Origin of the sequence: Streptomyces sp. NPDC101165, assembly GCF_044768135.1 — a bacterium.
In the GTDB taxonomy this organism is placed as follows: domain Bacteria; phylum Actinomycetota; class Actinomycetes; order Streptomycetales; family Streptomycetaceae; genus Streptomyces.
This window is the reverse complement of the sequence record NZ_JBIWPG010000002.1, coordinates 364,354-378,255: the sequence shown is the minus strand read 5'-3', so window position 1 is coordinate 378,255 and position 13,902 is coordinate 364,354. Positions and strand designations below refer to the sequence as shown.

At 69.6% G+C, this 13,902-nt stretch carries 11 protein-coding genes and 2 pseudogenes; 3 read left to right on the top strand and 10 right to left on the bottom strand.

Annotation, left to right across the window (positions count from 1 at the left end; translation table 11 throughout):
- Nucleotides 1-3: 3 nt before the first annotated feature.
- From ACIRVH_RS05220 to ACIRVH_RS05195, 6 genes are all read right to left on the bottom strand, one after another.
- Nucleotides 4-1,473 carry an APC family permease gene (locus ACIRVH_RS05220; RefSeq protein ID WP_403948335.1) on the bottom strand — a complete coding sequence of 490 codons (1,470 nt, stop codon included), beginning with the start codon at nt 1,471-1,473 and terminating at the stop codon, nt 4-6.
- A gap of 96 nt (nt 1,474-1,569) precedes the next feature.
- Nucleotides 1,570-2,748: a calcium-binding protein gene (locus ACIRVH_RS05215; protein WP_403948334.1), complete on the bottom strand. Its 1,179-nt coding sequence runs from the start codon at nt 2,746-2,748 to the stop codon at nt 1,570-1,572.
- 362 nt (nt 2,749-3,110) lie between these two features.
- Nucleotides 3,111-3,524 (bottom strand): VOC family protein, encoded by a 414-nt coding sequence (locus tag ACIRVH_RS05210; protein ID WP_403948333.1) that lies wholly within the window; start codon nt 3,522-3,524, stop codon nt 3,111-3,113.
- Between the two features lie 175 nt (nt 3,525-3,699).
- On the bottom strand, nt 3,700-4,458 hold the full coding sequence (locus ACIRVH_RS05205; protein ID WP_403948332.1) for a DUF2182 domain-containing protein: 759 nt from the start codon (nt 4,456-4,458) through the stop codon (nt 3,700-3,702).
- Nucleotides 4,455-5,069: a DUF1326 domain-containing protein gene (locus ACIRVH_RS05200; protein ID WP_403948331.1), complete on the bottom strand. Its 615-nt coding sequence runs from the start codon at nt 5,067-5,069 to the stop codon at nt 4,455-4,457. The genes ACIRVH_RS05205 and ACIRVH_RS05200 overlap by 4 nt, the downstream gene beginning before the upstream one ends.
- A 341-nt stretch (nt 5,070-5,410) precedes the next feature.
- Nucleotides 5,411-6,724 (bottom strand): vanadium-dependent haloperoxidase, encoded by a 1,314-nt coding sequence (locus ACIRVH_RS05195; protein ID WP_403948329.1) that lies wholly within the window; start codon nt 6,722-6,724, stop codon nt 5,411-5,413.
- Nucleotides 6,725-7,253: 529 nt separating this feature from the next.
- Here ACIRVH_RS05195 and ACIRVH_RS05190 point away from each other — a divergent pair.
- A complete protein-coding gene (locus tag ACIRVH_RS05190; protein WP_403948327.1) occupies nt 7,254-7,724 on the top strand; it encodes a VOC family protein in 471 nt (156 codons plus the stop codon).
- 532 nt (nt 7,725-8,256) lie between these two features.
- Here the strand turns inward: ACIRVH_RS05190 and ACIRVH_RS05185 are convergent.
- The gene (locus ACIRVH_RS05185) at nt 8,257-9,084 is read right to left on the bottom strand and encodes a ZIP family metal transporter (RefSeq protein ID WP_403948325.1); all 828 of its coding nucleotides are present in this window, start codon (nt 9,082-9,084) and stop codon (nt 8,257-8,259) included.
- Between the two features lie 218 nt (nt 9,085-9,302).
- Here ACIRVH_RS05185 and ACIRVH_RS05180 point away from each other — a divergent pair.
- Both ACIRVH_RS05180 and ACIRVH_RS05175 read left to right on the top strand, forming a co-directional pair.
- Nucleotides 9,303-10,673, top strand: a pseudogene (locus ACIRVH_RS05180) (NAD(P)/FAD-dependent oxidoreductase); the annotation flags it as partial.
- A gap of 33 nt (nt 10,674-10,706) precedes the next feature.
- The gene (locus tag ACIRVH_RS05175) at nt 10,707-11,924 is read left to right on the top strand and encodes a cytochrome P450 (protein ID WP_403948746.1); all 1,218 of its coding nucleotides are present in this window, start codon (nt 10,707-10,709) and stop codon (nt 11,922-11,924) included.
- Nucleotides 11,925-12,325: 401 nt separating this feature from the next.
- On the opposite strand, the pseudogene ACIRVH_RS05170 reads toward ACIRVH_RS05175, so the two are convergent.
- From ACIRVH_RS05170 to ACIRVH_RS05160, 3 genes and pseudogenes are all read right to left on the bottom strand, one after another.
- Nucleotides 12,326-12,598: pseudogene (locus ACIRVH_RS05170) on the bottom strand (IS3 family transposase); the annotation flags it as partial.
- A gap of 275 nt (nt 12,599-12,873) precedes the next feature.
- Entirely contained in the window at nt 12,874-13,182 is a 309-nt protein-coding gene (locus tag ACIRVH_RS05165) for a hypothetical protein (protein WP_403948323.1), read from the bottom strand.
- A gap of 227 nt (nt 13,183-13,409) precedes the next feature.
- A complete protein-coding gene (locus tag ACIRVH_RS05160) occupies nt 13,410-13,880 on the bottom strand; it encodes a hypothetical protein (RefSeq protein WP_403948321.1) in 471 nt (156 codons plus the stop codon).
- Nucleotides 13,881-13,902 lie beyond the last annotated feature (22 nt).

Below are 13,902 nucleotides of genomic sequence, written 5' to 3'. Positions count from 1 at the left end.
ACGTCAGTGTTCGAAGACACTCACATCTCCGGGCTCGGTCTCCAGCGCCTGGCGATTGAACAGCAGCAAGCCGGCGAAGAACAACCCACCCACGACGAGCAGGCCCACCACGATCAGCACGGGAACGAGCGCCTCGGCCGGCGACACCAGCACGAACAGGGACGCGAGCGTCCACACCAGCGCGCAGATGGCGACCGGCAGCTCGAACCGCCCGAGGTCGAACGCGCCCTTCTTGCGGTCCAGTCGCCGACGGACGGCCAGGTAGAGGGTGATCGTCGCGCCGTAGATGATCGCCGGAAGGATCGTGGACGCCGTGATCAGCTTCAGCAGCGCGGCGCCCGGCAACGCGACCATCAGGACGACCCCCACCGCGAGAATCAGCACCGTCGCGGGGACCGGCGTCTGCGTGCGAGGGCTGACCCGACGCATGAGCCGGTGGGCAGGGAAGCGCCCGTCGCGCGACATCGCGAAGACCATCCGTGAGCACGCGGTCATCACCACCGTGCCGGCGCCGAAGAACGCGATCGCAATGGCCACGAGGAGCACTCTCTCCATCGGCGGCCCCAGTTGCTCACGCATGATCGCCGCGACGGGCGACTCGCTCGCGGTGATCCGTGGGATGTCCTCGATCGCGACGGTGAGGCAGATCAGGAACGCGATCCCCAGCCCACCGGCGGCCACGACGGACCCCACGATCGCGCGCGGAACGCTGCGGAAGGGGTCCTTGGCCTCCTCGGCCAGGTTCGCCGCGGAGTCGAAGCCGACCAGCGTGGCGAGGCCCATGATCATCGCGATCATCAGCCCGCCGCCGACGTCGAAGTAGTGCGGGGCGTGCTCGGTGATGCCGCGCGAGGTCAGGTTGCCGACCGCGCCACGGCCGGTGACCGCCACCGCGATGGCAAGGGCGAGCGCCACCACCACGACCAACGCCAGTTCCAGCGTCACCGCGGTCGTGTTGAGCAGGCTGACGAGGCGCGTCGAGGCCACCACGACCACGGCCTGGACCAGCAGAACCACAAGGGTGATCACCCGCGCCGTGTCCTCGTCCGGACTCATACCGGCGAGCGGCATGAACGCCTGACTCGCGAGCGCGTTGTCGATCGCCACCACCGCGATGGCCAGGAAGCAGAAGCTCAGCCAGCCGAACCCCCAGCCGACCTTCGGGTTGGCCAGCCGTGAGGCCCACTGGTAGGACGAGCCGCTGAGCGGGATGCGCCCCGCGAGCTGTGCCACCACCAGGGCGACCAGCACCTGACCCACCGTCGCGATGCCCCACAGCCAGATCCCCACCGGCCCCGCGTTCTGCAGCACGTCGTCGTACGTCGAGAAGATGCCGACCGCCACCGAGATGAACGCGAACGAGATCGCGAACACCTGAAAGGAGCCGAGCGTCCGCTTCAGCTCCTGCTGATAGCCCCCGAGGGCAACCGAGTCCTCTTTGCCCTCGGAGCCCGGCGTAGCCTCTTCCACCACTTCGGCACCCGTTTTCCGTCCGGCCCGTGCACATGTGCACTTCTCGTACATCTAAGACATATGCACAGCACTTGCGCACCCGGAAGATCCATATCCTCAGGTGTCGCAGCCTGCTCCGGTGGACGGGTCGGTGCAGTTGTTGTGACCGGATCCGCCGTCGTTGGTGTCGGTACCGGGACCGCCGTCGAGAGTGTCGTTGCCGCTGCCGCCGAAGAGGGTGTCGTTGCCGGCGCCGCCGAAAACGGAGTCGTTGTCGTTGCCCCCCTCGACTCGGTCGTCGCCGTCGCCGCCGGACAGCCGGTCATTGCCGTCGCCGCCGCAGACGAGGTCGTTGCCGCCGCGGCCGTCGACCGTGTCGTTCCCGGCGAGAGCGAAGATCACATCGTCGCCCGGGGTGCCGGTCAGGACGTCGTTGCGGTCGGTGCCGACGAGGGTGGGCCTGGCGGTCGCACAGGTCGCTCGGACCTGCTCGTAGGTGATGGTCACCTGGGCCGCTCCCGCCGCCGGTGCGGACGTACCACCCGGCGGGACGAGGTTCGACCCACCGCCGGCGCCACCCGGCCCCTGACTGGGAGTGGGTCCGCCGGTGATGGCGATGCAGCCTCCGCCACCACCGAACCAGCCACCGCCTCCGCCACCGGCCGCGAAGGGACCTCCGCCGCTGCCGCCGGCACCGGCGGTGCCCGAGGCGCCGGCTGTCCCGCCGATGGGGCAGGCGGCTCCGCCCGCACCGCCGGCCGTCCGGGTTCCGCCGCCACCGCCCTTGCCGCTGTCCTGTCTGTCACCGCCGGGCAGTCCGACGACTCCGGCGTCTCCGCCGGTGGCCTCAGGGTTCGGGGACACCGAGCCGCCGCTTCCGCCGCCACCTCCACCGCCCGCGACGACGAGGCGGGGATCGGTACCGGGAACGCCGGTCAGGGTGCAGCCTGCTGTGGCCGAACTGCAGGTGCGCACGTCGCTGGAACCACCGCCGGCTCCCCCCTGGCCCACCCCTGGACCGCCGGCTCCTCCCCCGGTGTCGACGTTGACGTAGAGGGTGGTGGTGCCGGACGGCACAGCGACGGTGCCGGTGACCGTGGCGCTGTTACCGCCCTGGCCACCGCCGTCGGCCCCGCTCCGACCAGCCGCGCCGGTGGCAGTGACGGTCAGTCGGGTGACACCGGCCGGAACGGTGAAGGGCTGGTCGGCGCCGGAGCTGAAGGTGACCGTCACGGGCGCGGCAACGGCGGCCGTGGCCATCGGCACCACCAGCAGCGCGGCCGGCAGTGCCGCCATGGCGAGCAGGGCAGCGGTACGGGGGACCGGGCGCCGCGGCCACCCGCCCCCGGCGCCGTGTCCGGGAAATGCCACAGGCTGCGGGATCGGTCGCACGATCGGAACTCCTCGACAAGGGCTGCGGCGCCCGGAGAACGCCGCGGGCCCCGTTCGGCACTCGGGCCTCTGCGCGGGCCGCCCGCCGATCAAGCCACACCCGCCCGGTGCGGCACCGCAGACACACCGCCATGTCGCGGAGGCTGTGCTCGAACAGCGGCTCAGGATCGGTCAGGACGAGGGTGCCGGTCTCCGGCAGAGAACCCCGCAGCGGTCATCCCCATCTCGCGGGACCGTGACCAACTGGCCAACGGGGGACAGAGCCCTTACTGGTCGCGCTTGGGCCAGATGAGGCCCTGATCGGTCCAGATGACACCCTTGTTGCGGCAGAGGCAGAAGGGGTGGCCGATGGGGTCGGTGTAGACGCGGAAGCCGTAGCCGTCGGGGCCGATGCAGTCCCGCTGCAGGGTCGCGCCGAGGGCCAGGACGCGGCGCTGTTCGGCCTCGATGTCGTCGACTTCGAAGTCGAGGTGGAACTGCTTGGGGTGCTCGCTGTCGGGCCACTGCGGGGCGCGGTAGTCCTCCACCTGGATGAAGGCCAGTTCGATCTCGCCGAACTGGATACCGGCCCAGTTCTCGTTACTGCCCTCCTTGACCGGGAGCCCCGTCACCTCGGAGTAGAAGGCTGCCAGCTTCATCGTGTCCGGGCAATCGATGATGAAGTCGGTCAGTCGCAGCATCCCGCGATCTTGCCACAAGATCACATGAGCCGGACTTTGAGAGAGGCCCTTCTCGTCCTCGTCGTCATCGTCGTCATCGTCCGTGCCGGCGTTCGCCAGCGGCGTCCGAGAGGACGCCCGTGCGCACACCCTCCCGTGCACCCGGCGTGCCATCCCGCCGCGGGCACGGAATCCTTCACATGCCGCTCATACCTCCACCGGTGAGACCCGGAGCCAGCGCCGGGACCCAGAAGACGGCGACGGCCAGCGCGATGGAGGCGACGCCCACGGCACGGGCCACCAGGCGGCCGGCCGGAGCGAGCTTCTCAGCGGTGATCACGGCGGCCAGCACCACCATGGCCCACAGGTTCATCAGACCGAACGCCGTCAACAGCAGCATGAGCGACCAGCAGCAGCCCAGACAGAAGGCACCGTGGTGGGCTCCGGCACGCAGATCGCGAGAGGGCCCCGGGTACGAGGCGTAGCGAAGCATCAGTCCGATCGGCGAGCGGCACCTCGCCAGACAGCGGTCCTTGAGGGGCGTGAGCTGGTAGACGCCGCTGACCGCGAACACGACCGCGGCCACTGCTGTCCCTGCCGCGGCGGGGAGGGTCGCCGTCCGGCCCAGGCCCACGGCCAGCGCGTACGCCGGCAGCCCGGCCGTGGCCCAGACGAGCAGGTAGGCAACAGTGAAAGCGACCATGCGCCTCGACCGGTGCACGGTGATGGTGCGTGCATACAGCCCGGCGACGGGCGCCGTGGAGGGCAGCATCATCGCGGCCATCATCAGCGTCCACACGACCAGGAAAGCGGGCAGTCCCAGGCCCATGGTGCCGACCGTCGCCTGCATGCCTCCCCAGCGCGTCGCCATCCAGATCCAGGCGATGGCCGCGGCGACCAGCAGAAGCCCGGCAGGGCGCGCCCTGCGGCGGCCGGTGACCGGCCCATCGGTCATGCGGACCACACGAAGGGCGCCGAGTGTCCGTTGCCGCCGGTGAAGTCCCAGGACCGGCCGTACACGCCCTCGCCCGTCGCCCGGGTGGACCGGGCGATCGTCAGCGTGCTGTTCACGGGGTGGAACATGCCGGTCAGGCCCATCACCGGGCCGTCCTCGCCGAACTGCGGGGCGACCTGGTCCTCGATCTCGATGTCGATGGCGTCGCCCACCCGAGCGGCGTGGCGGCGGCCGTCGTCGCGGTAGTCGATGGGGACGCGCTCCACTCCGAGGACCTCGCCGATGAGCGGGGTGAGCGCCGCCATCGGCCCGCCGGCCTGGCCGGAGAAGACCTTGCCCAGCGCCTCCGCCTGACTCTCGTCCGCCGAACCATCGACGTAGAGCGCGACCTGCCAGCCGCCCTCGGCCATCACCCGGGGTGCGTCGATGAAAACGGCGACATTACGGTCGGAGACGTCCACGCCGTCCACGGTCCCGCTGTCCACGTGGAACGCGAAAGTCACCTGGCAGCGCTCTTGGTCGGCCGGTGCGGTGAGGCCCGAGGTGGTGCAGGGACACACCACGTCACAGTTGCAGCTCTCCAGGTACGTGCCGCTCAGATTCCAGGGCATTCTTCCTCCCTGCTCCGCGTCCCCCCTCGACGTTTTGAGCACCTCAGGAGGGTCAGTCCCACCCCGAAGTCGCTTTTTCCAGGCTATTCCCGACACCCCCCGTCGCGCAGATCCACTGCCGGTGGAACGGGCCAGGAGCACGGGGTCGTGGGCACCAGCGACCTCCGGTAGTACGCGTGCGGCTACAGCCGGCATCTCCGGTCCAGGGCACCAGGACGGTCCTCTCCGGGCGACGACGAGACGCTGCGGACCGGCGAGGGGTCCCACGAACGGGTCGACCTGCCGCTGGGGAGGCATGGCGCCTCCCCAGCTCGACGCCGGGTCCGCTTCGGCTCTGTGGTTCAGTCGGAGTCGTCGCCGCACTTCGGCTCGGCGGACCTGTCCTGCCGAACCGATCGTGTCGACGGGGACGACTGGGTGCCGCCCTTGGCGACCGGCTGGAAGTAGTGGTCCAGCGCCCAGGCGGCCACGCGGGTGCCGGCCCGGCAGCCGGCCACGTCCGCCGTGCGGGAGTGGACGCCGCCCCACACACGGGCGTCGACGACGTCCCGGTTGAGGTCGTCGGCGGACCCGTAGAACCGCGTGGTGCCGGTGACCTCGGAGGGGACGTAGAGATCGATGTGCGAGGTGCCGAGGACGCCGGTCAGTGCTCGTAGCACGGCCTCGGTGACGGTCGTGTGGCCGGCGACGTAGTCCGGGTGCGGCGGGGTGAGGAGCAGCGGCTCCCAGGCCGGGTCTGCCGTCGTCGCGGGGTTGCCGTCGGTGTCGGCGAGGCGGATGGCGGTGATCGGCCGCCAGGAGCCGTAGTGGAGCTTGGCGTCCCATGCGGTGACGACGGCGTCGGTCGCCGACGCGTTCACCGCGGCGAACAGCCGGGCCGTCTCGGCGATGCCGAGCCGGTGCCGGGCGGCGTGGTCTCGTACGGCCGTCTGGACCTGTGCGACCAGGTTGCCGCTGAAGAAGAGGGCGGTCTCGGTCTGCTGCGCGCTCCTGCCCGAGCCGGTCTTCGCGCCCATGGCCCTCAGCTCCTGGACATCCTCTGCGTAAGCGGCCGAGGAGAGGGCGGGTGGTCCGCCGGGGCGGAACTGCTGCGGGGAGGTGAGCAGGAGGGGGCGGAGCCTGGCGAGCCAGGTGTCGATGAAGGGCTGGAACGCGGGCGGGGTGGGCCGCCAGACCCCCGGTGCCGGGGAAGCGGTGAACGGAACGTCCGCGAACCTGCCGTCCCCTTCCCGGAGTTCGATGATGCGGGCGGCAGCGCGCTTTCCGTAGTCCACGCCCCGGTCTCTCGCCTGACCGGCCGGAAGAGCGGCGAGCGAGTCCGCGTAGGCGGTGTCGAGCCGCTCCTTGAAGGCAGGGAAGTAGGTGAGCAGCACGTCGTGGGCCGCGGTGGCGGCGGCCGCCGCGGAGGATGCCTTGGCCGGACCGCGCTCGTGCCATTTGTACAGGGCGTAGCCGCCTTCGATCCCCACCACGGCGTTGTACACGGCGACGGAGACGAACCCTTCCCAGATCGCCACCTGCCCGGAGGGTCGTGGGCCGAGGCTGGCCTTGATCGTGTCGGTGGTGATGGCGTTCCACTCGCGGACCACGGCTGCCGGGTCCGCCGCGGTCCGGGTGTCCGCGTCGGCGGGACTTGTCGCAGCAGTCAGCGTCACGAGGGCGACGGCCGCGACGGCGCAGATGAACGCCCGGACACGGGAACGCGGAGGAACGGGAAGAGGGGGCTCTCGATGCACAGCCTGCTCCCTGGCGTTGAGTTCCCAAGGCTTAGCAACGGCCCACTGCGTGAGCAAGACAACGCGCCGCGGGGCAGACCCAGGGCGCCCTCGAACGCCTCACCGCCCGCTACGGGGGACACGGCAATGAGCCCCCTCCCGACCAGGCAAGGGGGCTCAGGGGCCATATAGGCGTGCACAACCCTGGAACGGCCGGTCAGATAGGCAGGAGGCGGAAGTACCTGCACGGACACGACACAGGCCGCATCACACCGCCCGCTGCGTCCCGCCGGAACGGGCACGCAACCTCCACCAGGAACCGATGAAGTGCAGGGCCGGATCTCTGAGCTGCGGCTGTGGACTTGATCAACGCTGCGACTGCGACCTGGCCGAGATCCACCGATGAGTTCCGCCGACCGGGCCGGTCTACCAGGACGTACGCCATCGAGCCACCGAGTGGAGACCCACCATGACCAATCCCGCACACCCCGGCCGCATGCTGTTCGTGAACATCCCCGTAGCGAACCTCGAGCTCAGCAAGGCGTTCTTCGCCAAGCTCGGGTTCAGCTTCAACCCGAAGTTCACCGACGAGACCGCCGCCTGCATGCTGGTCGGCGAGCACGCCTTCGTCATGCTGCTCAGCCGCGAGAAGTTCGCGGAGTTCGCGAAACTGCCGATGGCCGATCCGACCACGCACACGCTGGCGCTGTACTGCTTCAGCGTGTCGTCCCGCGACGAAGTCGATGCGGTCAGCGCCGCTGCCCTCGCGGCGGGCGGCTCCAAGGCGGATGACGCCGAGGACTACGGCTTCATGTACTCACGCAGCTTCTTCGACCTCGACGGCCACGGCTGGCAGGTCATGTGGATGGACCCGGCGGCGGTGGAGCAGGGCCCCGAGGCGTTCGCGGCCTCCATGCCTGACGCCGACACCCCGGCCTGACCCACCGCGTTCCGCACATGCACCGTCGTGGTGCGGCCGACCGTCCCAGCCACGACGGTTCTGACCTCATGCACTGTGTGCCTGCCTCTTGGAGTCGCGAAGGGGCTCAAAGAACCACACAGCCTCGCATCAGCCTGGAACGAGCCGAGAGAACGTCGGCGGCGCCGACGGGCGAGGGGGCGAAGCGACGACCGCAGCCGGCGCCGCAGCCACCTCCTCCTCGCTCACCCCCGCCGGCGCCTCGACCACCCGATCGAGGCGCCTCGCCCACCTCAGTGCGCGTGACCACTCGCAGCAGGCGTCGTACCGGCGTTCTTGACCGTCAGCGGCAGCAACTTCTTGCCGGTCGGGCCGATTTGAATGTGCGTGTCCATCTGACCTCTTCGTCTCGAACTATCGGCTGGACGGCCATTGCGGTCCAGGACGCTGCTCCAGGGGTCATCGACGGCCGCTGGCAGCCACCGGCGGAGGCCCGTCCGACATGGGGCCAATGCTTCGTAGGCTGCTTCGGCCCCGGTTGTACGACCCCGGCTCAGGCGCCTGCGGCCGTGACGATGGCGTCGGTGGCGAAGCCGAGCAGGAGACCGAGAAGGATGCACCAGGTGGTGAGGGTCTTCAGGCCGGTCTTGCGGGCGACGGCCAGCAGCTCGATGACGACGTAGAGGATCGAACCGGCGGCGAGGCCGAGGAAGGCGATCGACAGGGTGTCGTTGACCACGTGCTGGCCGACGAGGGTGCCGAGAAAGGTGGGGCCGCCGCCGATCAGGCCGAGCCAGAGCAGGGTGAACCAGGACGGGCGTTCGCCCTCCGCGGCCAGCGGGGCGACGATGCCGAAGCCCTCGGTGGCGTTGTGCAGGCCGAAGCCGATGATCAGCAGGAGGGCCAGGGAGAGTTCGCCCTGGGCGGCGGAATTGCCGATGGCCAGGCCCTCGGCGAAGTTGTGCAGGCCGATGCCGGTGGCGATCATCAGCGCGAGCGAGCCCGCCTGGCTGCGGGGCTTCGGCGCCAGTTCGGCGGTGGCGGCGGCGCCGGGGCCCGTGGTCCGAGCGGCGGCTTCGCGGCGGCGGGCGATCCAGCCGTCGTAGTGGACCAGCCCGGCGAGCCCGATGGTCAGGCCGGCGGCCAGAGTGAAGCCCCCGGACGCCACCGTTCCCCAGGTGTGCTTGCCGAGCGCTTCGTCGATGGGCTCCCAGGCGTGGGTCAGTACGTCCCAGACGAGAAAGATCAGGATGCCGATGGCAACGGCGTTCAGGCCGGCCCTGAGCCGGGGCGTGGGCGTGCGGAGGCGGCCGAGGGGGAGGCCGAGGTAGATGGTGAAGCCTGCGATGGCTCCGAGCAGGGCGATGCTGCTGCTGGACATGGGGACTCCGGTCTGACGTGCACAGGAAGCGCCCAGAACGTAAGGCAGGCAAGGCTTGCCTTACAAGCGGCGAAAGCTCGGCTTCAGCGAAGCTTGGGAAAGTCATTACGTGTTCCTGTCCGTGGCGCGGATGCAATCCCATCGAGCGTCGCATTCGTATCACTTCACGCATGCGACACCTCCCGCAAAGCAGCATCTCGATAGGTGGCATCGCCGTCATGACCAGTGCCGACAATCTGCAGGCGTTCAAGCGCGACGGCCGCATCGTGGTCGTCGGGGCGTCACTGGCGGGACTGCGGGCCGCGGAGGCGCTGCGGGACGAGGGTTTCACCGGCTCGTTGACCATGATCGGCGACGAGTTGGGCGAGCCCTACGACCGGCCTCCCCTGTCCAAGCAAGTGCTGACCGGGTGGGTGCCGGCCGGGGGCACCGCATTGCCCCGCCGCCGTGGCATCGATGCGGAGTGGCTGCTGGGCGTGCCCGCCAGCGGGCTGGATCTGGCGACCAACGTCGTGCGACTGGCCGACGGACGCGAGGTTCCCTTCGACCGGGTGCTGATCTCCACCGGGGTACGGGCCCGGCCGTGGTTCGTCGAGTCCGAGGGGGCCCTGGACGGGGTGTTCGTCGTACGTACGCGCGAGCACGCCGAGAGCCTGCAGCGAGCCTTCGCGGCCGGGCCTTCCCGCGTTCTGATCATCGGTGCGGGATTCACCGGCTCCGAGATCGCCTCCATCTGCCGCGAGCGGGACATCCCCGTGACCGTCGCCGAACTCGGGGCGGCCCCGCTGGCCGGGGCGCTCGGTGCCGTGATCGGTGAGGTCGCGTCGGACATGCAGCGCGCTCACGGCGTCGACCTGCGCTGCGGCGTCAAGGTCACCCGGCTGGAGGGCGACGCACAGGGACGGTTTCGCCGCGCCCACTTCGACGACGGCAGCACCATCGACGCCGACGTGGCGGTGGTGGCACTCGGGAGCATCCGCAACACCGAGTGGCTGCGGGAATCAGGACTGGCGGCGGGCGTGTGGGGAATCACCTGCGACACGGGCTGCCGCGCCCTCGACATCAACGGCCGCGTCACCGACGACGTCTTCGCCGCGGGAGGCGTGGCACGCTGCCCGAACCCGATCTACGAGTACCGGCTCATCTCGCTGGAGCACTGGGCCAACGCCGTGGAGCAGGCCGAGGTCGCGGCGCACAACATGGTCAGCGGTCAGGCGGGCCGCCGGCCCTACCTGTCCATCCCGGTGTTCTGGTCGATCCAGTTCGGCGTCAACATCAAGTCCGTCGGCGTACCGACCTTCGCCGACGAGGTGGTCGTCACCCATGGATCGCTGGACGACCACCGTTTCCTCACCGCATACGGCTATCGGGGCCGCGTCACGGCTGCCGTGAGCTTCAACAACGCCAGGTGGCTGGACCACTTCCGACGGTTGATCGAGACGGCCGCACCCTTCCCGCCCCCCTGCCCCACGCCGGACCAGCCGGCCGACATGAAACCGGTGCCCGTCGACTTTCCCGGCCCGACCCTGCTCGCCCAGGGCGCCACCGTGGTCGTCACAGGCCATGACCCGGGTGAGCGCCACGTCACGGCCGTGCACCAGCATCGGCGGGAGGAAGACCAGATGCCCCCGCCCGGGACGCGCGGCACGCTGCAACGGATCTTCGACTATTCCGCTCGGGCCGACCCGTACCCGCTGTACGCCGAGCTGCGGGAGACGCCGGTGGCCCGGCAGGAGGACGGCAGCTACGTCATCAGCACCTACCGCGAGATCACGAACATACTGAATGACCCGCATCTGAGCTCCGACCTGCGCAATCTGTCGCGTCCGCCCTCAGCCGAGGGAGGGGCCACGTCGTCGTTCATCCACATGGACCCTCCCGAGCACGACCGCCTGCGACGTACGGCGATGCGCCACTTCGGCCCCCCGCACACCCCGGGGCTGGTGACCGGGTTTGAAGGTTTCCTGACCGCCACCGTCGGCAGCCTGATCGACGGCCTGATGGGCAAGGAGCAGATCGACGTCGTCGACGATTTCGCCTTCCCTCTCCCCGTAACCGTGATCTGTCACCTGCTCGGCGTGCCACGCGAGGACGAACCGAGGGTCCACCTCTGGGTGAACGACATCATGAACTCGGTCGACTACAACCCCAAGACCGACCCGAAGGAGAAACTGGACAAGGGCGTGCAGGCCCGCACGGACCTGCGCCAGTTCCTCGGCAGGTTGGTGGAACAGCGCCGCGGTCGGCCGGGCGACGATCTGTTGAGCCGGCTGGCCAACGATGACGGGCCCGACGGTCGGATGGCCGACGCCGAAATCGTCGCAACCGCCAAACTGCTGCTGATCGCCGGCCACGAGACCATCGTCAATCTCATCACCAACGGCATGCTGACGCTGCTGCGCCACCCGGAGGTGCTCCAGCGACTGCGCGACGAACCGGGTCTGGTGGTCCCGCTGGTCGAGGAACTGCTGCGCTACGAGCCCCCCGTGCACATCATTCCCTGGCGGGCGGCCTACAGCGACATCACCGTCGCCGACACCGTCATCCCCAAAGGCGCGCAGATCATGCTCATGCTGGCCTCGGGCAGCCGCGACCCGAACCGCTTCCACGAACCCGACCGCTTCGACCCCGACCGCCGGGACAACCAGCACCTCGGCTTCGGCAGCGGCATCCACCTCTGCTTCGGCGGCCCACTGGCCCGACTGGAAACCCAGATCGCACTCACCGAACTGGTACGCCGCCTCGACCGACCCCGACTGGCCACCGACCCACCCCCGTACCGGCCCAGCCCCGTCCTTCGCGGTCCACTCCATCTGAACATCGAGCAGGGTGACAGCTGACGCGACAGTCGAGGGCAGTTGCAAGGTCGCGCCGCGCACGCCACTTTGGACACGCAGCCGCGAACGGCGCCCCCCGTCCTGGTGCCGGCCGATCCCCCGCCGGAGGCATCGCTCTGACCGTGGCCTTGTTCGCGTAACTCCGGCGGTGCCCAATGGGCCGACCAGCGCCTCAAACTGAACCCGCCGAACACTGAGCCCCCTCCCTGACAGGGAAGGGGCTCAGGCCAGCCACATCGTCAAGCGCTTGGATCCACTCCATCTCGGAGACAATCCGCGAGGACTCCCCCGGCACCGGCAATGGCGTCCGTGGGGAAATCGGCGGAGCCGACGAGCAAGGAACCGAAGCGCTGGCCGCAGCCAACACAGCAGCCACCTCGTCCTCGCTCACCCCCCCGCCAGCACGCGATCCGCAGTTCCTCGCGGGTGGTCCAGCTCCGGCGGTCGTGGACGTTCTTCTGCTGCAGGCTGAAGAACGACTCCACGGCAGCGTCGTCGCCGGCTGCCCCGACTCTCCCTGTCGATCCGGCGATCCGGTGGCGGTCGAGCGCCCGGACGAATTTCCGGGCCCGGAACTGCGATCCGCGATCGCTGTGCAGGATGCATCCGTCGACGTCTTCACGCCGGGCGACGGCGTTGTCCGGGGCGGTCACGGCCAGGCGGGACTTCATCCGCGCGGGAGCCGCAGGATCCGTCCGGGAAGTCGTCCGCGGCGGCCAGCACCAGCCGTTCGGCGGCGACCTTGCTGCGTTCGTAGGGGTCCCACCGCCTCCGCGCTGAGAGCAGCGACAACTGCCCCCGACCTGGGTGTTCGGTCCGGGGTCGTTCTCATGTCCAGTTGCCGTTACTGCCTGGTGTTCCCTGCGGCTTCCCGCTGGGTCCGGCACGGGAGTGGCACGAGGGCGCGCACCGTCACCGACGGCACGCGCCCAAGGCTGTTGAGAGGGGTCGGTCAGCCGTTGACGGTGGTGGCGATCCAGCCGACGGACTCGGCGGTGTGCTTGCCGTCGGCCAGGGCCGCACCGTTGCCGACGAGTTCGTTGAGTCGGATCTTGAACCCGTTGACGTTGACGCCGTGGATGCGCAGACCAGGGGTGTCCGGACCGAGGAACGTCTGGACCTGGGCGAAGACGATGACTTCGGAGTTGGGCGGGAACGGGGTGGGGAAGGTGACCTGGGTGAAGGTGGAGGTGTCGCCGCCGCTGGTCTCAGTGGGGTTGGTGGATGACAGGTCGAGCCGACCCGTCTGGATCATGGCCATACGTGATGCTCCCTTCTGGATGCTGACAGTGCCTGCGAAGCAGCGTCAGCTCGCGAGACGTCCCACACCGCTGTCGGATCGTTGTCGCGCGCGCCGGCTGCCTGGTGTTCCCGGCGGTTCGCCGTTCCGGCGGACGCGGAAGGCGCACGGGGAGCCTCGCTGCTGCACGCCGAACGAGGCGCGGCGGGAGGCCGCGAGGGCGGTGCCCGCGGCCTGCCCGTGGGTGGTCAGAGGTTGTAGCGCTCGATCTTCAGGACCCAGTTCTGCACGCCGCCCGAGTCCCCGCTGCTCACCTTGAGCTTGACCTGGGCGTTGACCTCACGGACGGTGAACTCGGGCTCGAACCTGGCCACACGAAGGAAGGTGTGGCTGGACCACTCCGGGTTGCCGCGTGCGGTGATGTAGCGGTGGTTGTTGCTCAGCGGTTCGGCCTGCTCGCTGCCGAAGAAGACGGTCGCCTGCAGGAGGCCTTGCCCGTTGCCGTTCTGGTCGGAGCAGAGGGCTTCGGCGGAGAACGTGGCCACGAAGATCGCGCCGTAGGAGGGGGCTCCCTGTCCCAGGCGCAGGTCGATCGATGCGCCGGGGAGGTCGGTCCACGCGGTGTTGGTGGTCTCGAAGCGTTCGGCGTCCCACTTCGCGTAGTTGATGTTCGAGGCGTTTGCGATGCGGAAGGAGGATCCCTGCGGCGGCGTGCTCATGTGAACTCCTCGTCGGTGGGGG